This window comes from Corynebacterium ulceribovis DSM 45146 (genome assembly GCF_000372445.1).
Classification (GTDB): Bacteria; Actinomycetota; Actinomycetes; order Mycobacteriales; family Mycobacteriaceae; genus Corynebacterium; species Corynebacterium ulceribovis.
On sequence record NZ_AQUY01000002.1, the window covers coordinates 265,560 to 286,012 of the forward strand.

The 20,453-nt window shown below is 58.6% G+C and carries 16 protein-coding genes and 2 tRNA genes; 13 read left to right on the forward strand and 5 right to left on the reverse strand.

What is annotated here, in order from left to right; all coding sequences use genetic code 11:
* The first annotated feature begins 17 nt into the window (after nucleotides 1-17).
* Entirely contained in the window at nucleotides 18-653 is a 636-nt protein-coding gene (locus tag A3EC_RS0106855) for a mycothiol-dependent nitroreductase Rv2466c family protein (protein WP_018024440.1), read from the forward strand.
* Nucleotides 654-667: 14 nt separating this feature from the next.
* Nucleotides 668-1,141, forward strand: coding sequence for a ribose-5-phosphate isomerase (locus A3EC_RS0106860; protein ID WP_018024441.1), 474 nt, complete (start codon nucleotides 668-670; stop codon nucleotides 1,139-1,141).
* A gap of 101 nt (nucleotides 1,142-1,242) precedes the next feature.
* On the opposite strand, the gene A3EC_RS0106865 is transcribed toward A3EC_RS0106860, so the two are convergent.
* The 3 genes from A3EC_RS0106865 to A3EC_RS0106875 all read right to left on the reverse strand — a co-directional run bounded on the left by A3EC_RS0106865 (nucleotide 1,243) and on the right by A3EC_RS0106875 (nucleotide 2,949).
* Nucleotides 1,243-2,097, reverse strand: coding sequence for a hypothetical protein (locus A3EC_RS0106865; protein ID WP_018024442.1), 855 nt, complete (start codon nucleotides 2,095-2,097; stop codon nucleotides 1,243-1,245).
* A 212-nt stretch (nucleotides 2,098-2,309) separates the two neighbouring features.
* A complete protein-coding gene (locus A3EC_RS0106870) occupies nucleotides 2,310-2,540 on the reverse strand; it encodes a hypothetical protein (protein ID WP_026162275.1) in 231 nt (76 codons plus the stop codon).
* Between the two features lie 334 nt (nucleotides 2,541-2,874).
* Nucleotides 2,875-2,949: transfer RNA gene (locus A3EC_RS0106875), tRNA-Gly, on the reverse strand.
* 318 nt (nucleotides 2,950-3,267) lie between these two features.
* Between A3EC_RS0106875 and A3EC_RS0106880 the strand changes: the two genes are divergently transcribed.
* The 5 genes from A3EC_RS0106880 to clpX all read left to right on the forward strand — a co-directional run bounded on the left by A3EC_RS0106880 (nucleotide 3,268) and on the right by clpX (nucleotide 7,638).
* Nucleotides 3,268-3,341: transfer RNA gene (locus A3EC_RS0106880), tRNA-Pro, on the forward strand.
* Nucleotides 3,342-3,442: 101 nt separating this feature from the next.
* Nucleotides 3,443-4,810: a trigger factor gene (tig, locus tag A3EC_RS0106885; protein ID WP_018024444.1), complete on the forward strand. Its 1,368-nt coding sequence runs from the start codon at nucleotides 3,443-3,445 to the stop codon at nucleotides 4,808-4,810.
* A 176-nt stretch (nucleotides 4,811-4,986) separates the two neighbouring features.
* Nucleotides 4,987-5,556 carry an ATP-dependent Clp protease proteolytic subunit gene (locus A3EC_RS0106890; RefSeq protein ID WP_018024445.1) on the forward strand — a complete coding sequence of 190 codons (570 nt, stop codon included), beginning with the start codon at nucleotides 4,987-4,989 and terminating at the stop codon, nucleotides 5,554-5,556.
* Nucleotides 5,557-5,603: 47 nt separating this feature from the next.
* The gene (locus A3EC_RS0106895) at nucleotides 5,604-6,233 is read left to right on the forward strand and encodes an ATP-dependent Clp protease proteolytic subunit (protein WP_018024446.1); all 630 of its coding nucleotides are present in this window, start codon (nucleotides 5,604-5,606) and stop codon (nucleotides 6,231-6,233) included.
* A 121-nt stretch (nucleotides 6,234-6,354) separates the two neighbouring features.
* Nucleotides 6,355-7,638 carry an ATP-dependent Clp protease ATP-binding subunit ClpX gene (gene clpX / locus A3EC_RS0106900; protein ID WP_018024447.1) on the forward strand — a complete coding sequence of 428 codons (1,284 nt, stop codon included), beginning with the start codon at nucleotides 6,355-6,357 and terminating at the stop codon, nucleotides 7,636-7,638.
* 17 nt (nucleotides 7,639-7,655) lie between these two features.
* Here the strand turns inward: clpX and A3EC_RS0106905 are convergent, their stop codons facing one another.
* Together A3EC_RS0106905 and A3EC_RS11675 are read right to left on the reverse strand one after the other, a co-directional pair.
* A complete protein-coding gene (locus A3EC_RS0106905; protein WP_169331396.1) occupies nucleotides 7,656-8,519 on the reverse strand; it encodes an endonuclease/exonuclease/phosphatase family protein in 864 nt (287 codons plus the stop codon).
* Nucleotides 8,520-8,776: 257 nt separating this feature from the next.
* Complete coding sequence (locus tag A3EC_RS11675; RefSeq protein WP_018024449.1) at nucleotides 8,777-9,601, reverse strand: TetR/AcrR family transcriptional regulator; 825 nt, start codon at nucleotides 9,599-9,601, stop codon at nucleotides 8,777-8,779.
* A gap of 255 nt (nucleotides 9,602-9,856) precedes the next feature.
* Here A3EC_RS11675 and A3EC_RS0106915 point away from each other — a divergent pair, with 255 nt between their 5' ends.
* The 6 genes from A3EC_RS0106915 (at nucleotide 9,857) to A3EC_RS11685 (ending at nucleotide 20,372) form a co-directional block, all read left to right on the forward strand.
* Nucleotides 9,857-10,840 (forward strand): malate dehydrogenase, encoded by a 984-nt coding sequence (locus A3EC_RS0106915; protein ID WP_018024450.1) that lies wholly within the window; start codon nucleotides 9,857-9,859, stop codon nucleotides 10,838-10,840.
* A 183-nt stretch (nucleotides 10,841-11,023) separates the two neighbouring features.
* Nucleotides 11,024-13,744, forward strand: coding sequence for a valine--tRNA ligase (locus tag A3EC_RS0106920; protein ID WP_425386772.1), 2,721 nt, complete (start codon nucleotides 11,024-11,026; stop codon nucleotides 13,742-13,744).
* Nucleotides 13,741-15,606, forward strand: coding sequence for a bifunctional tetrahydrofolate synthase/dihydrofolate synthase (gene folC, locus A3EC_RS11680; RefSeq protein WP_018024452.1), 1,866 nt, complete (start codon nucleotides 13,741-13,743; stop codon nucleotides 15,604-15,606). Before A3EC_RS0106920 ends, folC begins: the two co-directional genes overlap by 4 nt.
* On the forward strand, nucleotides 15,603-16,097 hold the full coding sequence (locus A3EC_RS0106930; RefSeq protein ID WP_018024453.1) for a DUF4233 domain-containing protein: 495 nt from the start codon (nucleotides 15,603-15,605) through the stop codon (nucleotides 16,095-16,097). The genes folC and A3EC_RS0106930 overlap by 4 nt, the downstream gene beginning before the upstream one ends.
* A 114-nt stretch (nucleotides 16,098-16,211) precedes the next feature.
* The gene (gene ndk / locus A3EC_RS0106935; protein ID WP_018024454.1) at nucleotides 16,212-16,622 is read left to right on the forward strand and encodes a nucleoside-diphosphate kinase; all 411 of its coding nucleotides are present in this window, start codon (nucleotides 16,212-16,214) and stop codon (nucleotides 16,620-16,622) included.
* A 297-nt stretch (nucleotides 16,623-16,919) separates the two neighbouring features.
* A complete protein-coding gene (locus A3EC_RS11685; RefSeq protein WP_018024455.1) occupies nucleotides 16,920-20,372 on the forward strand; it encodes a translation initiation factor IF-2 N-terminal domain-containing protein in 3,453 nt (1,150 codons plus the stop codon).
* The last annotated feature ends 81 nt before the right edge of the window (nucleotides 20,373-20,453 follow it).

The window sequence follows — 20,453 nt, forward strand, 5'->3', positions numbered from 1 at the left end:
AAACTAGGCTGGGGCTCATGACTGAACAAGTGAGCTTCTACTTCGACGTATCTTGCCCGTACTGCTGGGTCACTTCTCGGTGGATGAAAGAGGCCGAAAAGGTCCGCGATATTAATGTCACCTGGCTGCCGATGAGTCTGTCAGTGCTCAATGAGGGCCGTGACCTGCCCGAAGACTATCAATACATGATGGACTGTAACTGGACGCCAGCGCGGCTATTTACCGTCGTACAGCTGGAAGACGGTGGCGATGCGGTGGATAAGTTGTACACCGCGCTGGGCACCAAAATTCACAATGAGGACCGCATTGACCGACATGCGCGTTTCGACGACCCGAATTCGGCATTTGATGAACTGATTACCGAGGCGCTGGCTGAAGTGGGGCTGCCACAGGAGCGGCTCGCGCAGGCGAAAACCGGGGACTTTGATGCGCAGCTGCGGGAGAACCAACGACTGGCGATGGAAGGTGTTGGGGACGAAGTGGGCACTCCGGTGGTCAAACTGGGGGACAATGCATTTTTCGGCCCGGTCATTACGCGGATTCCACGTGGGGAAGCAGCCGGGCAAATGTTTGACGCAGCGGTGGGATTAGCTCAGTTCCCGTACTTCTTTGAACTGAAGCGGTCTCGTACTGAATCTCCGCAATTCGACTAGGTTAAACTGAACCCATGCGCGTATACCTTGGAGCTGACCACGCCGGATTCGACATGAAGAACCTGATTAAGGCCCACCTGACGGAACAGGGCCACGAGGTTATCGATTGCGGCGCACACGAATTTGACCCTGCTGATGACTACCCAGCGTTCTGCATCGAAGCTGCTTCCCGCACCGTCAACGACCCGGGCTCGCTGGGAATCGTGCTCGGCGGATCCGGCAACGGTGAACAGATCGCGGCCAACAAGGTGAAAGGCGCTCGGTGCGCACTTGCCTGGTCGGTGGAAACCGCGAAGCTGGCCCGTGAGCACAACAACGCACAGCTGATTGGCCTCGGCGGCCGCATGCACTCCGAAGAAGAAGCACTTGCGATTGTCGATGCTTTCGTCGCTCAGCCATGGAGCGAAGAAGAACGTCACCAGCGCCGTATCGACATCCTGGCTGAATACGAGAAGACCGGTGTGGCACCGGCACTGCCAGAAGCGTAAAACTGCAGCAAGACTGGCCACACTAAGAACGTCGAAACCCCGAGCACAATGTGGGAAACCACAGTGCTCGGGGTTGCTGCGTTGTTGGGGAATTGCTGGGACTAGAAGTCGAAACCGCCGAAGTCGAAGCCGCCATCGCCACCAAAGTCGAAGAAACCGCCGCCGTCGCCGCCGTCCATGCCACCGGCATCACCCATATCGCCACCAGCTCCGGCATCGCCCATGTCACCACCGGCGTCCCCGGCAGCGTCTCCAGCGTCACCTCCGGCAGCATCCAAACCATCCTGGTAACCCTCGCCGTAACCGTCAGCGAACTGGTCAGCAGAGTAGCCGACGCCAGCCATGCCGCTAAACATGGCGCTGAACATCATGAACGACGCCGCCGACCACATGCCGGTGGCCAACGCGTCTGCCCACCATGGAGTGGAATACCAGCCAGCTGGCACTGGGCGGCCAGCCACCCGGCCGCCAGGGTAGTAGTGCGTGGCAGTGCTCGTTGCGTACGGCGAAGCGGTGATTTCCTGACCTTCGTGTTCGATGGTGCGAGTCTCGGTGACCTTACCCGCAATGCGCTGGCCTTCCAGCGGTGGCAGCTCTGGCCCAGCAGGCAAGTCCATAATTTCGCGGGCGGCATTGATGTAGTGCATGCCTTCCAATGCCGATTCGCGAGCCATCTTCGCCTGGGCAGTGGTCGTTGCCGAGGTGATCTGGGAATTCGCGGCAGTAAACCGCTCTGAAGCATCCGCGATGGCCTGCGAGGACGCGGCGTCCGAGCCAGTCAGATTCAGCACCTGGCCACCTAGTCGTTCAATCCACCGACGGGCGTCGGCAGCGGCATCGTGAAACTCCATTTGGTTCTTCGCTTCCACCGCCTTAGAGGTGCTGGACTTGTTGATCTGCGAAATGACGACAACGGCGATGGCCACCGCACCAAAGATTAGGAGAACCGCTGACATAGACAAACCTCTGCAAACTAATAGACGCCGGAAGAACAACTACGCATATATAACGTCAGATGCTGCCAAAAAGTTCCGCCAAGACAACGGCTGCATCCTGGGAAGTGCAGCGGGGAACCGCCGCAGAGGGCAGATGAGACAACAAAAAACGGGAGGACAGCACGTCCTCCCGTTATTTTCCTTGGCGATCGACGCCAAGTTCGTACTTGAATTTACTTGGACTCCTTGTTGGCTTCGCGGCGCTTCAGGCGGCCATCGTGCCATTCCTTGATGTCGTCAGAGTCCCATAGGGTTAGTCCGTGCATCTTGGTGGCAGGCGTTGGGGCCTTACCGCGGCCAGCATAACTAGTGAAAGTGCCTCGCGCAGTGCCGGAAAACTCGGCACATTCGGAAGCAGTCCACAGCTCGCGACCTGTGTCCTGATCAATGATTGTTGGCTTCATGAGCATGAAGTGTACATCATTAAATGGCCAAAAACCGCTACTGACTAGCACTTATGCAAATCTCATATTTGGCACCTGTTAATTTTCGGTGTTTGTGGCAGCAAGTTAGCAGGTAGTGGCGATGCTTAGCTTTCTTTACGAAAATATAAACGGGTGTAAATCGGGGTTAACTTTGTTTCGCCCGCGTCTTTTCTTACAGTTTATTAACGTTTGTAAACTGGGTGGCTGCGCTGACAAACGTCGAGAAAAACCGTCAAAAAAAGAAGTTGATAAAACTACTCAAGGGTGGGCGAATGAGAAAAGCCCTAGTCCAAAAGGACTAGGGCTTCATATGTGGAGGGAACGACGGGAATCGAACCCGCGTCTTCAGCTTGGAAGGCTGAGGTATTAGCCACTATACGACGTTCCCAATTCACTAACGCAGAAGTGAACCTTCTGTGCAGTGCTGGCTCATAGTATAACAACGCGCGGGAACCACCAAAATCTCCCAGTAGTCCATGGTTGCCGTGACCGGTGGGGAAGTGGTCCTTAGGGCTTGGTGGTGTTCTCCTCCCTGGCGGGGCATCTTTGAGGTGTTGATGGACATCTTTGGGGATGGAAGTTGCTTGGGCGGAGCTATTGGCTTCAGGTGGCGCTTGCGTTTATGCAGGTAGGCGGGGCGATTTCACTTTTCCGGTGGTATGTGAGTAATGTTCTTACTCGTTGCAGCGAACAACGCCGTAACAGCCGGGGTATGGCGCAGTTTGGTAGCGCATCCGCTTTGGGAGCGGAGGGCCGGGGGTTCAAATCCCTCTACCCCGACAAGCCCAAATCTGCCATGAGTGTTCTCATGGCAGATTTTTGTTTAAATGGGTGGATAATGTGCACATGCAAATCCAATCGCCACACAGGAGTGTGAATCAGTGAAGAGCTCCGTAGAGCAGCAAAACGAAACCCGGGCAAAGCTGACCATCGAGGTCCCATTCGATGAACTGAAGCCTGAATTCGACGAGGCCTACAAGGCACTGGCACAGCAAGTTCAGGTTCCTGGTTTCCGCCCAGGCCACGCTCCAGCGAAGCTGATTGAATCCCGAATCGGCCGCGGTCCTGTTCTCGAGCAGGTCATTAACGAAATGATTCCATCGCGCTACCAGGCAGCCCTGGAAGAGCACGATGTGCAGGCTATCTCCCAGCCAGAAATTGATGTCACCAAGATTGAAGACGGCGACGTCGTCGAATTCACCGCAGTCGTGGACGTCCGCCCAGAGATCACTGTCCCAGACTTCTCCGCAATTTCCGTGGAAGTTGACCCACTGACCGCAGACGAAGCAGCAGTCGACGCAGAACTGCAGAACCTGCTTGCACGCTTCGGCACCCTCACTGGCGTGGAACGCGAAGTTCAGAACGGTGACTTCGTCTCCATCGACCTAGCCGGCGAACTCGATGGCGAAGCTATCGAAGAAGCCTCCACCGAAGGTCTGTCCTACGAGGTCGGCTCCGGTGACCTCATCGATGGCCTTGACGACGCACTGCTTGGCCTGAAGTCCGGCGAATCTAAGACCTTCGTCGCAGCCCTGGTTGCTGGTGAGCACGAAGGCAAGGACGCTGACATTACTGTCACTGTCCAGTCGGTCAAGGAACGCGAACTGCCAGAAGCTGACGATGACTTCGCACAGATGGCTTCCGAATTCGACACCATCGACGAACTGAAGGCAGACCTGGCACGCCAGGTAGAAGCCACCAAGAAGAACGACCAGGCTACCCAGATTCGCGACCGCGTTCTGGACGCAGCTCTGGCACAGTCTGAATTCCCGCTGCCAGAAAAGGTTGTCGAAGACCAGGTTGAAGGCCAGGTTCAGCAGCTCGTTGGCCAGTTCGGTGGCGACGCATCCATCCTGGATACCCTGCTGCAGGCACAGGGCATGGACCGCGAAGCTTTCGACAAGGACAACCGCGAATCCGCCGAAAAGGCAGTCCGCACCCAGCTGTTCTTGGACGCCGTTGCTGAAGAGGAAAAGCCAGAAGTCTCCCAGCAGGAGTTCTCGGACCACATCCTGTTCACCGCACAGTCCTACGGCATGGATCCAAACACCTTCATGCAGCAGATCCAGCAGGCCGGTCAGCTCGGCGCGCTGTTTGCTGACGTCCGTCGTGGCAAGGCTCTGGCTGCAGCCATCATGAAGGCAGAAATCAAGGACACCGAAGGCAACGCTGTCGATGCCTCCGAGTACTTCGGTTCTGAAGAACCAGAAGCTCCAGCACAGGAAGAAGCTGCAGCAGACGCTGAATAAGCCAAGCACAGCGTCCGCCGATAGCGAACGTAACGCATAAAAGGGCCGTACCGGAATACTGGTGCGGCCCCTTTTGGTTAGCATCGAATAGAAGGTTGCACACGGACCGCTTCGTCAAAAAGCGTAGACCGGAACCAAAACCTAAAACCTTAAGAACGAAGGGAAGCATTTCTCCTATGAGCGCCGAAATCCCGAATGGCAACGAGTACCTCTTCAACAAGCTGTTGCAAGAGCGCATTCTGTGGCTGGGTGAACAAGTGGATGACGACATCTCGAACAAGCTGTGCGCACAAATGCTGCTGCTGGCTGCCGAGGACCCAAACAAGGACATCCACCTGTACATCAACTCTCCAGGTGGGTCGGTGACCGCAGGTATGGCCATTTACGACACCATGCAGTTCATCCCATGCGACGTCCGTACCTACGGCATGGGCTTGGCGGCATCGATGGGCCAGTTCCTGTTGTCCGCAGGCGCCAAAGGCAAGCGTTACGCACTGCCACACGCCCGCATCATGATGCACCAGCCATCCGCTGGCATCGGCGGTACTGCAGCTGACATCACCATCCAGGCAGAACAGCTCGCACTGACCAAACGCGAACTCGCACAGCTGATTTCCGACCACACCGGCCAACCACTGGACAAGGTACAGGCAGACTCCGAACGTGACCGGTGGTTCACCGCGGACCAGGCGAAGGAATACGGCTTTGTTGACCACGTCGTCAACAGCCTGAAAGACGCCGAATAAACCGCACGCAACTTCAGCTTTAGACACGGCCCGGAAAGGTCACCCACATGATTAACCCGCAGAACATGCCACAGTCCCGCTACGTGCTGCCATCCTTCATTGAAGAAGCACCATTCGGTACCAAAGAAACCAACCCATACTCCAAGCTCTTTGAAGAGCGCATCATCTTCCTGGGCACCCAGGTTGACGACACCGCAGCCAACGACATCATGGCGCAGCTGCTGGTGCTGGAGAGCATGGACCCAGACCGCGAAATCACCATGTACATCAACTCGCCTGGTGGCTCCTTCACCTCGCTGATGGCGATTTACGACACCATGCAGTACGTCCGCCCGGATGTCCGCACCGTCTGCCTTGGTCTGGCAGCATCCGCCGCGGCTGTACTGCTGGCTGCTGGTGCACCAGGCAAGCGTGCGGCACTGCCAAACGCACAGATTCTGATTCACCAGCCGGCATCGGAAGGCACCCGAGGTCAGGTTTCCGACCTTGAAATTGCCGCCAAGCAGATTGAGCACATGCGCAACCGCATGGAAGAAACATTGGCTCAGCACACCGGCAAGCCAAAGGAACAAATTCGCATCGATACCGACCGTGACAAGTTCCTCACCGCAGAAGAAGCAGTCGAATACGGTCTGATTGACCAGGTCTTCGACTACCGCAAGCTAAACCAGGTTTAACCTGCGGTTATAGCTGCACTGCTGGGTGTTCGAAAACGCTTCCGGCGGGCCTTGCCGGAAGTGTCTGACCCACCCGCTAGGCTGAGAAGCCACTGACACCTTGGAGAGGGGACCACAGCATATGGCACGCATGCAGGAAAGCGCCGATCTGCTCAAGTGTTCTTTTTGCGGAAAGAGCCAGAAACAGGTTCGTAAGCTCATCGCCGGGCCCGGCGTCTACATCTGCGACGAGTGCATCGAGCTGTGCAACGAGATCCTAGAAGAGGAACTCAACCCAGTTGCCACCAACTCCGAATCCGGCACCGAACTGCCACGACCAATTGAAATTGCCAAGTTTCTAGACAACTACGTCATTGGTCAAAACGACGCCAAGAAGGTGCTCGCCGTAGCGGTCTACAACCACTACAAGCGCATTCAGGCCGAATCCCACTCGCTTGGTGACCGGCGTGATGACGACGAAGTTGAACTGTCCAAGTCCAACATCCTCATGCTCGGACCAACCGGCTCGGGTAAGACTTACCTGGCTCAGACCTTGGCTCGGATGTTGGACGTCCCCTTCGCGCTTGCGGACGCAACCAGCCTCACCGAAGCTGGATATGTCGGTGAAGATGTCGAGAACATTCTGCTGAAGCTGCTGCAGGCCACCGACTTTGATGTGAAGAAAGCCGAACGCGGCATTATCTACATCGATGAAATCGACAAGATTTCGCGGAAATCGGAAAACCCATCCATTACCCGCGATGTCTCCGGTGAAGGTGTCCAGCAGGCACTGCTGAAGATTCTCGAAGGTACCGTCGCTGCAGTCCCACCACAGGGCGGCCGCAAGCACCCGAACCAGGAACTCATCCAGTTCGATACATCCAACGTGCTGTTCATTGTCGCTGGCGCCTTCGCTGGCCTGGACAAAGTCATCGCGGAGCGTACCGGCAAGAAGGGCCTTGGTTTCGGCGCCGAGATCAGTTCCGCACAGGAACAAAAGACCAAGAACCCATTCGACAAAGTGCTGCCCGAAGACCTCATTCGCTTTGGGCTCATCCCAGAGTTCATTGGTCGTCTGCCAGTCATCGCATCCGTGGAAAACCTGGACCGCGCAGACCTCGTCCGCGTGCTGACAGAGCCGAAGAACAGCTTGGTCAAGCAGTACCAGCGACTTTTCGAAATGGATGGGGTAGAGCTGGAATTTGAAGACGCCGCCCTTGACGCCATCGCGGAAAAGGCGCTGTCTCGCAACACTGGTGCCCGCGGTTTGCGTGCCGTCGTGGAAGAAATCTTGGTTCCAGTGATGTTCGACATTCCAAGCCGCGACGAAGTCACCGGCGTACGCGTCACTGCCGAAGCCGTCACCGATGGGGCAGACGTCGAAGTGATTGTTGACGAAGGCGGCCGTCACCGCGACAGCGCTTAACCAGCGCGAGCGCCCAGCTAATGGAATACCACCTGGGCAACAACTGCCCGGTGGTCCGATTGGGGCTGCTCCACAACGTCAAAACGCTCAACGACTACCGGTCCGGAGCCTGCCTTGACAAGCACATGGTCAATCGGAGTGCCGAAGAGCGCCGGGAGGTTCTGTGGCCAGGTGCCAATCGGGAAACCTCGAAGGCCGGGACCAGTAGTCGCCAGCGCTACCGCACGCGCATCCTGCAATGACGCTAACTGCGTCATGGCGCCGTGATGCCGCGTGGCGTTAAAATCCCCGGCCATAACCACCGGCCCGGAATGAGCCTCACCCCAACGCACCACACGCGACACATCCGCGCGCCACTCCGCCATGAGCTTCGGCAACGGCGGAACTGGGTGCAGCGCCACAATCGTCGGCCGCGTCGCATCCTCAACGGGCGCCAACGTCACAGAACCAATCGCAGTGACTGGACCAGCAACCTCGCGATACCGCCCCAAACTCTTATGGACCAGCACCGATGTCGGGGTGGATCGACCATTCGTCGACTGAAACGCCGTGTAGTCCTCAGCAAGATCCGTCGCCACCAAGCGGGCAATATCGGTACCACCCCCGGAACGCCCACCAGGAAACACCTCAGTTTCCGGCAGCGCAATGACCTCCGGCCGATGCGCCGCGACCAACTCGGCCAGCTCCGCTGCTGCATCGCGGCCCTGGGTATTCCACGACAACACGGTCACCGGCACAGCAGTAGCCGGATGCGAAACGCTCAGCTGCGCGGCCGCCAAATTACCAGAACTGGAGAGCGGCACTGGAACCAAAAACAATGCCCCAGCCAGCACAGACACCACGCCAGCTGCCAGCGCCGTACTGCCCACGGGTTGCGACACCTGCGTAAAACTAGGACGCAGTGCCACGACTCCCAGCCACACATAAGCTCCCCCAAGCAGCACCAACCCGCAGCCCAGCGCCACCGGGAATGCTAAGGCATGAGCAACCCCCATGTAGGTGGATAAGGCTGCGGACCACTGCCAGCCAGGGGCCCACGCAAGGACCAAGAAAAGGACAGCGGCAACTAGGAGCGCACTGGCCGAAACTAGGTAAGTCGCGTTTCGTTTCGTCAACACGCTCTAAAGACTAGGGCAGGCTACTCCACATAGTCGACGAAAATCGGAGTGAACATTTCTGTCGGTTCGCCGGCATCAAGGCCATACTCTGCTGCAAGCTGAGCCCGCCGGGCAGCATGGTCATAGGTGCTGCTATTGACATCCAAGTAGGACGTGCCGTGCTCGGTTTCGGTGGTCAAGGTAAGGAAGCCGAGCACAATGTCAATCGACATTTTCTTCAGGCCCTCAAGATTGCTGGCCGACTGCGGATTAACTCCGTAGAAAGCGCCAAGCGTATTCGGCAGCGCGAACATCGGCAGCACCGTGCCGTAAATCGTAAACAGCAAGTCCTGGCTACTAATATTCGGCCGGAACACCCCGGCCTCTTGGCCAAGCAGCAGCACCCGGTCCAAGTTAATGCTCGGGGTCGTCGGAGTAGTCATCGCCGTAATATCCGTCAAATCCAAAACGCTGTTGACGTTTTCGGTGATGACCAGGCGGACACAGTCGCTATTTTCCTGGAAACAATCAAACAGCAACGACACCAGCTGTTTGACGGCGTCGACCGGCCGGTCAGTGTCCGGTTCCAGAACCTCTGCTGGCGGGGTGAGAGTATGCACCGCGTGAATCAAGGCAGCTCGATACAGCCCAACCTTGTCCGTGAAGTGATAGTGCAGCATGCGCTTGGAGACATTGGAGGCTTCCGCAATGTCACTGAGCTTGGTGTCAGTGAAACCCTTCTCAGCGAAAATGCCAATGGCCGCGGCGAGGACAGCTTCTTTTTCTTCAGCTGCGGACCGAGCACGGACGCTTCGGTCGGCGTCGTCCGGGCTTTCAATATGTGAGGTCTTGTCGCGGTGCGGCATTGGCCCTCCCTTGTATCTGCCTGCGATCACTGGGTGCGGATCTGACTTACATGCTAGCGGCGGAGTTTTGATCATTTGGGATTCGGGATAAACGGGGGTAGTGCATGGGCCCGTTGGCCGGTGGGCAGCACAAGAATTGGTCGCTGCGCAGCAGAAGAATTGGCCGCTGCGCTACAGCCCGAACGTCAGTACAGTTGAAGACGTATCGCTTCGAAACCGACGATTAATTTCAACTCTTCAAGAATTGGAGACCACATGACTGTCGCACCAAAGAAGGTTGTTGTCACCGGCGCTGCAGGCCAAATTGCCTACCAGCTACTGTTCCGCATTGCAGACGGAGACGTGTTCGGCAAAGACACCCCAGTGAAGCTGTCCCTGCTGGAAATCCCACAGGCTGTGCGCGCCTCGGAAGGTGTCGCCATGGAGCTGGAAGACTCTGCCTTCCCACTACTCAAGGGCCTCGAAATCACCGACGATCCGAATGTTGCCTTCAAGGACGCCAACGTCGCGTTCCTGGTCGGCGCGAAGCCGCGCGGTAAGGGCGAGGAGCGCTCCGCGCTGCTGTCTGCCAACGGCAAGATTTTCGGCCCACAGGGCAAGGCCATCAACGATCACGCAGCTGACGACGTGCGCGTCCTAGTGGTGGGTAACCCAGCCAACACCAACGCCCTCATCGCCGCCAACGCGGCCCCAGATCTGCCGGACTCCCGTTTCAACGCGATGATGCGCTTGGACCACAACCGTGCCATCTCTCAGCTGGCGAAGAAGCTGGGCCGCGACGTGACTGATTTCAAGCAGGTTGTCGCTTGGGGTAACCACTCCGCAACCCAGTTCGCTGACGTGTCCTACGCAACCGTCGGCGGAGAGAAGGTCTCCGGACTGGTCGAAGAAGCGTGGCTGCGCGATGAATTCGAGCCACGTGTTGCCAAGCGCGGCGCGGAAATCATTGAGGTTCGTGGTTCTTCCTCGGCAGCGTCCGCTGCATCCGCCGCTATTGACCACATGCACGACTGGTGCCTGGGCACCCCGCAGGACAACTGGGTGACCGCAGCGCTGCCGTCGGATGGCTCTTACGGTGTGCCAGAGGGCCTTGTCTTCGGTTTCCCTGCCCGCTCCGTCAACGGCGAGTGGCAGATTGTGCCGGACCTCGAGCTGACCGACTACCAGCGCGAACGTATCGCCCAGAACGTTGCTGAGCTGGAAGAAGAAAAGGCCGCAGTTGTCGACCTGCTGAAGTAATTCGCTTTTTGACGAAAACTTTGACAGTTGAGCCGTCAGTTCCCGTCGGGACTGGCGGCTTTTGTCTCGATGGGGCAGGCCAACCACGGCCTTACTTATTCATTAGGGGCGTGACCATCTAAACTGGCCAGCGTGACCAACGTTCAGAACTCTGCCTCCGAAAACGTCAACCGCGCCGACCTCCTGCCAAAAAGCTGGGAGCCAAGCACCGTTGAACAGACGCTCTATGAAGGTTGGGTGAAGTCGGGCTACTTCACCGCCGACGTGGCTAGCAAGAAGCCACCATTCTCGATGGTGCTGCCACCGCCTAACGTCACTGGCCAGCTGCATATGGGACATGCCCTGGACCACACGATCATGGATGTGATGGCCCGCCGGAAGCGGATGCAGGGCTTTGAAGTGTTGTGGCTACCGGGCATGGACCACGCTGGTATCGCCACTCAGACGAAGGTCGAAAAGCAGCTCAAGGACGAAACCGGCCAGGACCGGTACGACCTTGGCCGAGAGGCTTTCGTCAACAAGGTGTGGGACTGGAAGCACGAATATGGTGACAAGATCACCAACCAGATGCGCCTTATTGGTGACTCGCTGGACTGGAGCCGCGAACGATTCACCATGGACGATGGCCTGTCCCGTGCGGTGCAGACCATCTTTAAGGAACTGTTTGACCGCGGGATGATCTACCGCGCGAACCGGTTGGTGAACTGGTCCCCAGTGCTGCAGACCGCGATTTCTGACATCGAAGTGAAATACGAAGATGTCGACGGCGAACTGGTGTCCATTCGCTACGGCTCCCTGAACGACGATGAACCACACGTTATTGTCGCCACCACCCGCGTGGAAACAATGCTTGGTGACGTTGCGGTGGCTGTCCACCCAGACGACGAACGCTACACCGACCTGATCGGTACCGAGCTGCCGCACCCATTCCTGGCAGACCGCACCATGGTTGTGGTCGCCGATGACTATGTTGACCCAGAGTTCGGTACCGGCGCAGTGAAGATCACCCCAGCGCACGACCCGAATGACTTTGAACTGGGCCGCCGTCATGACCTGCCAATGCCAACCATCATGGATGCCACCGGCAAGATTGCCGACACCGGCACCCAATTCGATGGCATGGACCGTTTCGAAGCCCGGGTGAAAGTGCGCGAAGCACTTGCGGAACAGGGCCGCATCGTCAAGGAAGTGCGCCCATACGTGCACTCGGTGGGCCACTCGGAGCGTTCCGGCGAGCCAGTTGAGCCACGCCTGTCGCTGCAGTGGTTCGTGAAGGTGGAACAGCTGGCGAAGATGGCCGGCGACGCAGTCCGCGAAGGCGATATGGTCATTCACCCACAGAGCCAGGAACCACGCTGGTTCGACTGGGTCGACGACATGCACGACTGGACTATTTCCCGTCAGCTGTGGTGGGGGCACCGCATCCCAATCTGGTACGGACCAGAAGGCGAAATCGTTTGCGTGGGGCCGGACGACGAAGCCCCAACTGGTGACGGCTGGACCCAAGACCCAGACGTTCTGGACACGTGGTTCTCCTCGGCACTGTGGCCATTTTCCACCATGGGTTGGCCAGCACAGACCGAAGACCTCAAGCGGTTCTACCCAACGTCGGTCCTAGTCACTGGCTACGACATCCTGTTCTTCTGGGTCGCTCGCATGATGATGTTTGGCACCTTTGTCGCCACCATCGCCGCCGAAAAGGGCGAAGAGCTTGGCAGCGGCCCGGCTATGGAAAATGGTCGCCCAGTGCCACCATTTAAGGACGTGTTCTTGCACGGGCTTGTGCGTGACGCACAGGGCCGCAAGATGTCGAAGTCGTTGGGCAACGGCATCGACCCATTGGATTGGGTCGAACGTTTCGGTGCGGACGCATTGCGGTTTACTTTGGCACGAGGTGCGAACCCAGGTTCGGACCTGCCGCTGGGTGAAGACGCAGCGCAGTCATCACGTAACTTCGCCACCAAGCTGTACAACGCCACCAAGTTCGCGATGATGAACGGCGCGTACGTCGGTGAACTGCCGGCCCGCGACACCCTCACCGACGCTGACCGCTGGATTCTGGACCGCTTGGAAACTGTCCGTGCGGAAGTTGACTCCGCCATGGACCGTTACGAGTTCGCTAAGGCACACGAAGCGCTGTACCACTTCGCATGGGACGAAGTGTGCGACTGGTACCTAGAAATGACCAAGTCTGACTTCCCATTCAACTTGGAGGAAGCCACCGCAGCGCAGCTTGAACGCGCTGCCTCCACCCGCTTGGTGCTTGGTCGGGTATTGGAAACTTTGCTGCGGATGCTGCACCCATCCATGCCATTCGTCACCGAAACTCTGTGGAAGGCACTGGTGAACGGCTCTGACGTCATCGACTCGGAGTCTCTCGTGGTGAGCCAGTGGCCAGACGCGTCCATGACGAACGGTGGTGTCCCGACGGATGAAGATGCCGCCCGCCGCATGGCTTTCGTCGAAAAGCTCGTCACTGAAGTCCGTCGTTTCCGCAACGACCAAGGCGTCAAACCAAGCCAGCGCGTACCGGCTCGCATTGACTTTGCCGCAGTGGATCTGGTGGCGCAGGAAGATATGGTCCGCTCCCTGGCACGCCTGGAGCAGCCTGCTGACGATTTTGTGGCAACTGCTTCGATTGAACTGCGCCTCGGCGACACCACCCTGACTGTGGATCTGGACACCTCCGGTACCGTCGACATTGCTGCTGAACGCAAGCGTCTGGAGAAGGACTTGGCCACCCAGCAGAAGGAGCTGGAGACTGCGCAGAAGAAGCTGGCGAATGAAAACTTCCTAGCGAAGGCCCCAGAAGCCGTGGTGCAGAAGATTCGCACTCGTCAGGAAGTTGCAGAGCAGGAAGTTGCGCGAATCACGGCGCGTCTGGAGGGACTGCCGAAACAATGAGTAAGCGTAACCCAGCTGAAAACAAGGACTGGTCGAAGGACGGGCTGGAGGAGTACGGGCCGGTTGGTCGCGGTGACACTCCGCCAGTGCTGAATATTCAGATGCCTAACTCACCGGACCCACTCGACAACTTGGACTTGAATGCCATCGCCGAGTACGACGCCGATGAGCTGGCAGACGCCCTCGACCCAGAGGTATTGGCGGCGCTGAGCCCGCAGGCACTGGCCAAGCTTGGCCTGGAAGAGGCCGCGGCACAACTCAAACGCGACCAAGCGGCAGCGGACACCGCCGGTACCGAAGACGCTGAGGACGCTGAGAGTGCGGAAGGCGCGGAAGGAGCAAGGGGCGACGACAACGCCGCCGGGAAGCTGACGCTAGATAGCGAAGGTCTGACTCTGCCCATCCAGATCGGGGCTGGGCAAGCAGCTGACCCGAATAACCCGATTCCGCAGACCCCCGTCACCGCTGAAGACCTTGCTGACCTCCAAGAAGTCGAAGCTGAGCTGAATACTCGGTGGAGCGAAGAGAAGATTGACCCGACGCTCGAGCGGATGGAGCAGCTGGTTGATATTCTCGGCCATCCAGAGCGGTCCTTCCCGTCGGTACATGTTGCCGGCACGAACGGTAAAACCTCGACAGTTCGAATGATTGAGTCACTCTGCCGCGCACTGGGGAGCAGCACTGGCCGCACCACCAGCCCGCATCTGCAAACCCCAACGGAACGGATCGCCATTAACGGTGAACCGATCTCCCCTCGGGAATACGTGGATGCGTGGCGGGAAATCCAGCACGCCGTGGAGTTAGTCGACGAACGTTCCATTGCCGGTGGCGGACCGCGGATGAGCAAATTTGAAGTGCTTACCGCAATGGCATTTTCGGTATTTGCTGACCGACCAGTTGACGTCGGCATTGTCGAAACCGGCATGGGTGGCGCATGGGATGCGACCAATGTGATGGACGGCGATGTCGCAGTCATCACCCCCATTGGTTATGACCACATGGACTACCTAGGGGAGACCCTGACGGATATCGCCACGGAGAAGGCCGGCATCATCAAGTCCCGCTGGGATATGGATGACTTGTTGGCGCCGCCCGACAACGTCGTCATTGTCGCCGCGCAGGAAGCGGAAGCGATGTCGGTGATTTTGCACCGCGCGCAGGAAGTCGATGCGTCGGTGGCACGAGCTGGCAGCGAGTTCGGCGTGCTGGAACGGCGCATGGCAGTCGGTGGGCAGGAGCTTACTATTCGTGGTCTCGGTGGCGAGTACACGGACATCTTCTTGTCGCTCTCCGGTGCCCACCAGGCGGATAATGCTGCAGTGGCGCTCGCCGCTGTCGAAGCGCTGTTTGGCATGGGTTCTGGCCGCATGTTGGACATTGATGCGGTCCGGATGGGGTTTGCCCAAGTTGAATCGCCGGGCCGGTTGGAGCGGGTCCGCTCGACACCATCGGTGTTCGTTGATGCCACCCACAATCCACATGGCGCTCAAGCCCTGGCAACCTCTATCGAAGAGGAGTTTGAGTTCCGACGCCTCATCGGTGTGGTCGGTGTACTGGGCGACAAGGATGCCCGCGGGATCCTGCTAGCCCTTGAACCAATCTTGGATGAAGTCGTGATCACCCAAACTTCGTCACCACGCGCCTTGGACACCTACCACCTTGCCGACCTGGCACGGGAAGTATTCGGTGAGGAACGGGTACACACGGTGGAAAACCTGCCGGGGGCAGTTGAATTGGCCATCGCTTTGGCTGAAGATACAGAGTTAGAAGGCGAAATCGTCTCCGGCTCCGGTGTGCTGATTACCGGCTCCGTGGTCACGGCCGGGGAAGCGCGGACCTTGTTCGGAAAGGAACCAAAATGACCCAAGGCGACGCAGATAACGCGCGATTTTCTTCCATTGAAGACGAACTAGCTGCCTATCGTTCTGGTGAGGACCTCTCCGAAGGCGGCAAATATGGTCCGCTCGGCAAGGGTCACGCACCGGCGAAGGACCCGCTAAAGGGGCTGCGTGGTGTGCTGGCTGGCACCTTGGTGCTGGAAGCGATTTGTATTCTGCTGGTGCTCACCGTGATTTCCCGTGTCGATGAAGGTGCTTCCTGGTCGACGTTCAACATGGTGTACGTCACGGTGCTCGGGGTCGGCATGTTTGTTGCCGCCGGATTCCAGGGCCGCAAGTGGGCGATTCCAGTGGATATTGCGCTGCAGGTGCTTGCAGTGGGTGGGTTCATTGTGCATCCGTCGATGGGCGTAGTTGGGTTGGTATTCGCCGCGGTGTGGGCGTACATCCTCTACCTGCGCAAGCAGCTCATTGAGCGGATGGAAAAAGGCATGCTGGTCACGCAGCACATTTAGCTGAGCACTTGTGGCCCAGCTCAACCGGTACAGCCCGACCGTCCCAGCACATCTGCGGGGGGCAACGCATGACCATGTCCTGCGGGGTTTTTCCGACCATGTAAGCTATTCGACATGACTGAGCGTACTCTCATCCTGATTAAGCCAGACGGTGTCAAGCGTGGTCTGGTCGGCGAAATCATTGCCCGCATCGAGCGCAAGGGCCTGACCCTGACTGCTCTGGACCTGCGCGTCACCGACCGCGCTACCGCCGAAAAGCACTACGAAGAGCACACCGACAAGCCGTTCTTCGGCGACCTGGTGGACTTCATCACCTCCGCACCACTGGTTGCTGGTGTTGTGGAAGGCCCACGTGCCATCGAGGCATGGCGCCAGCTGGCTGGCGGCACTGACCCAGTGTCGAAGGCAACCCCAGGCACCATCCGCGGCGACTTCGCACTGGAAGTTTCCGAAAACGTTGTGCACGGTTCCGACTCCCCAGAGTCCGCAGAACGCGAAATCGGCATTTGGTTCCCAAACCTGTAACAGCACTTTGACGCTGGCCGCGATGGCCACGCGTGGTGCGCCATCCGCCTGAAGCTCGTCCCAGGGCACCATCCCCGGACAGCTTTCAGGCGGATTTTTTGCTTTCAGTCATGGCAGTGAAAGGCCCCGAGTCAGTTCTGTGCCACAATGGGGACAGCCCGAATCTGTTCGCTCCGCTGCTGCGGAATCGCTGAAACGATTTCGGCTGATTGAGGCTTGAAGAAGAACTGAAAAATACGCTCGTGTGGCGGCGGCAATGGTGGCCAGCGCCCGGGCGACAACCAAAAGGAGCCATAAGTGGCGCTACCTGAAGTACCAAAAACTGCACCTGAATTGAATCGCGAGGAACTGCCCGAAAAGCAGCGCGTATATAGCCTGGCCAAGCAGATCGGGCTGACCTCGAAGGAACTGTTGCAGGTCATCCAGGAAGCTGGAATCTCCGGCAAAGTGGCCTCATCCACACTGACTTTGGCTGAGCAGAACTCGGTGCTCGATACCCTGCTCGCCGCCGACACCGCGGCAGCAGCGCCAGAGAAGGCAGCAGCGCCAGAGAAGGCAGCAGCGCCGGAGAAGGTAGAAGAAGCAGCAGAAGAAGAACAAAAAGAAGAGCGTATTGACGATAATCAGCCGGAGTCCTCGGAGTCCGCGCATGCTGCCGACACGCCCGAGGAATCGAACCAGGACGCAGTCGACAACCCGCTCGTTGAGCTGATTGCGGAAGCGGAAGAGGACGGCTCGTTGTCAGAGGTCCTCTCCGACATCACTCCACCGCCACCAGCAGAACCTCAAGCTGCCGGACCAGTGTTCCAGGCCCCAGTTTTCTCTGCACCGACATTCACCGCGCCGCAGGCACCAACGGCAACTGACGTTGCAGCAGCGCCAGGTGAGAGCAGCGTTCAGCCGGAACGCAGTACCGAAGCTTCCGACAGTACGGATGAGAAGCAAACCGAATCCGGTGCCGACACCACAGAGGATTCTGGCAGCCAGGACGGTGGCAAGCGTCGTCGCCGCGGCTCTCGCGGCCGTGGCCGTGGCCGCGGCTCCCAGTCCGCCAACCGCCGTGAAGATGACACCTCGCATGCAGCAGGCGCTGGTGACCAGGAACCGGAGATCGAGGAGATTTCCGAACCGAAAGCCATCCAGGGTTCTACCCGGATGGAGGCACAGCGTCGCCGCCGGATGCAGCGCAAGGCTGCGGAAGACCGGCCAGCGATTTTGTCGGAGGCTGAGTTCCTCGCTCGCCGCGAATCGGTGCAGCGCCGCATGGTTGTCCGAGACCGGAAGCGTCGCCATGGCCTAGGCAACAGCAATGGTGAAATCATCACGCAGATCGGCGTGTTGGAAGATGACCTGCTGGTGGAACACTTTGTTGCTACCTCTGAACAGGCGTCCCAGGTGGGCAACATCTACCTCGGCCGAGTCCAGAATGTGCTGCCAAGCATGGAAGCTGCATTCATCGATATCGGAACGGGCCGCAATGGTGTGCTCTACGCCGGTGAACTGGATTGGCGTGCCTTCGGTAAAGCCGGACGTTCGCGCAAGATTGAGAAGGCACTGAAGTCCGGCGACCAGGTTTTGGTTCAGGTAACCAAGGACCCGATCGGCCATAAGGGTGCTCGACTGTCGACGCAGATTTCCTTGGCGGGCCGCTTCTTGGTGTACGTGCCTAACGGCCGTAGCGCCGGTATTTCCCGGAAGCTCCCAGCCCCAGAACGCAAGCGCTTGAAGTCCATTTTGCGTGCCGTCGTTGCTGAGGACACGGGCATTATTATTCGGACAGCAGCTGAGGGCGTCGAAAAGCAAAAAATTGAACGGGATGTGCAGCGCCTGGCCAATATCTGGGAAGACGTGCAGCAGCGCACGGAAACCGAGATGGCGTCGAAGGGTGCCAAGCCGGTCCTGATGTATGAGGAGCCGGACACACTGATCAAGGTGGTTCGGGACCTGTTTACAGAGGACTTCGACCAGCTCATTGTGGAGGGGGAGCGGTCGTGGAACACGGTGCAGGACTACGTCCACACGGTAGCGCCGGACTTGGAGGAGCGCCTAGAGCGTTACTACCCGGAGCAGCACAATGGCGCGGATGTGTTTGAGCATCACCGCATTGATGAGCAGATTGCGAAGGCCCTGGAGCGCAAGGTCTGGCTGCCATCGGGCGGCACGTTGGTCATTGACCGTACTGAAGCAATGACGGTTATTGACGTCAACACCGGCAAGTTCACCGGTACGGGCGGCAACCTGGAGGAAACCGTCACGGCGAATAACTTGGAAGCGGCGGAGGAAATTGTCCGCCAGATGCGGTTGCGTGACCTTGGCGGCATGATCGTTGTCGACTTTATTGACATGGTGCTGCCGGAGAACCAGGAGCTGGTGCTGCGTCGCCTGCGGGAGTTCCTTGGCCGAGACCGCACTCGCCACCAAGTCAGTGAGGTGACGTCGCTGGGGCTGGTGCAGATGACACGGAAGAAGCTGGGCACTGGCCTGTTGGAGACGTTCGCGACGCCATGTACGGCTTGTGGTGGCCGCGGGTTGATTCTGCATGAGGAGCCGATTCAGGAGGAGACCGAGGATGAGCGGCCGTCGCGTCGGGAGCGGCCACGTCGTCGGGGCAAGCGTCCGAATCAGGATCCGAAGGAGCATCCAGCAGCGTTGGCGATGACGCACCATGACGAGGACAGCGATGCGGGCGATGCGCCTACTACCGCCGACACCACTGCGGCTGCCACTGTTGATGCCACTGCGGCTGCCACTGTTGATGCCGCTGCGGCTGCCGTTGATCCTGCCGATGCCCCTGTTCCTGCCGAGTCCCACAAGCCGGAGGGCCGTCGTCGTCGCCGCGTGACCCGCAAGTCGAATAGCGCTGGCTCGTCGGTGGCGGAGATCGCCGCGGAAGCTGTTGCTGCAGCTGACGAAGCCGATCCGGATGAGCCATCGGGCGCCAACTACGTTCCGGAAGCAGATTTCGTTGTTGACCTGCGCGAGGACCGTGAAGATAAGGGAGGGCGTACGGTTCGCCGTCGTCGGACTCGTTCCGGTCGGCGGGGCACAACGTCAGTGCTTGTTGACGATGCGAAGCAACGGAAGCAGCAGGCTGAGCAAGTCGCTACTGAGGACGAGGAAGCATCAGCGAAGTCGGAGGATAAGCCAAACGCTAAGTCTGCGGCTCCGGTGCAGCAGACGGTGGGGCGTCGCCGCCGCCGCGTGCGGGTATCCCGCGAGTTTGAGCAGTCAGCCGCGCAAGCTAAGCCAAAGTCTGAGGGCAAGCCGAAGGCAGAGGCTGAACCAGCGGCTTCCTATGAGGAGCAGCTGGCGGAGTTTGAGAAGTCGCCGCGCCGTAAGCGCCGTACTCGCGGCCGTTCAGCGTCGGACTTCCCACCGCAGCCAGAAGCAGAAACACAGCCAGAAGCAGAAACGCAGCCAGAGGCAGAAACGCGGCCGGAAGAGAAGCCAACAGCGAAGGCAAAACCAGCTGTCGAGGAGAAGGCTGCTGATGCGAAACCTGCGGAGGAACAAGCCGCTGCTATTACCCGTAGCCGTCGGGGTCGTCGGACCGTGCGCCGGGTGACAAGCACTTCGTCGAAGCAGTCGGGATCACGTCGTCGACAAGCGCCAAAGGCGGACGCCACGGCAACGCCGAAGGGGGCTGACCACGCCGAGGTGAAGTCCACCGACACGGCAGCTGAAGCACCTGCCACGGTGAACGTACAGCGACGGGGACGTGGCGGTCGTCGAGTCGTGCGACGCGGTTAGCTCAAAACCCGCTGCTAGTAGCGATTTTTGTTTTCGTTATGGTAGCGGGTACAGTGAACGAGTCGCAGTTCCGATCCTCAT

What these genes read in the sequence shown, in the direction of transcription:
- A3EC_RS0106855 (WP_018024440.1), top strand. Translation starts at nt 18, where the DNA reads ATGACTGAACAAGTGAGCTTCTACTTCGACGTATCTTGCCCGTACTGC.
- A3EC_RS0106860 (WP_018024441.1), top strand. Translation starts at nt 668, where the DNA reads ATGCGCGTATACCTTGGAGCTGACCACGCCGGATTCGACATGAAGAAC.
- A3EC_RS0106865 (WP_018024442.1), bottom strand. Translation starts at nt 2,097, where the DNA reads ATGTCAGCGGTTCTCCTAATCTTTGGTGCGGTGGCCATCGCCGTTGTC.
- A3EC_RS0106870 (WP_026162275.1), bottom strand. Translation starts at nt 2,540, where the DNA reads ATGAAGCCAACAATCATTGATCAGGACACAGGTCGCGAGCTGTGGACT.
- A3EC_RS0106890 (WP_018024445.1), top strand. Translation starts at nt 4,987, where the DNA reads ATGAGCGCCGAAATCCCGAATGGCAACGAGTACCTCTTCAACAAGCTG.
- A3EC_RS0106895 (WP_018024446.1), top strand. Translation starts at nt 5,604, where the DNA reads ATGATTAACCCGCAGAACATGCCACAGTCCCGCTACGTGCTGCCATCC.
- clpX (WP_018024447.1), top strand. Translation starts at nt 6,355, where the DNA reads ATGGCACGCATGCAGGAAAGCGCCGATCTGCTCAAGTGTTCTTTTTGC.
- A3EC_RS11675 (WP_018024449.1), bottom strand. Translation starts at nt 9,601, where the DNA reads ATGCCGCACCGCGACAAGACCTCACATATTGAAAGCCCGGACGACGCC.
- A3EC_RS0106915 (WP_018024450.1), top strand. Translation starts at nt 9,857, where the DNA reads ATGACTGTCGCACCAAAGAAGGTTGTTGTCACCGGCGCTGCAGGCCAA.
- folC (WP_018024452.1), top strand. Translation starts at nt 13,741, where the DNA reads ATGAGTAAGCGTAACCCAGCTGAAAACAAGGACTGGTCGAAGGACGGG.
- A3EC_RS0106930 (WP_018024453.1), top strand. Translation starts at nt 15,603, where the DNA reads ATGACCCAAGGCGACGCAGATAACGCGCGATTTTCTTCCATTGAAGAC.
- ndk (WP_018024454.1), top strand. Translation starts at nt 16,212, where the DNA reads ATGACTGAGCGTACTCTCATCCTGATTAAGCCAGACGGTGTCAAGCGT.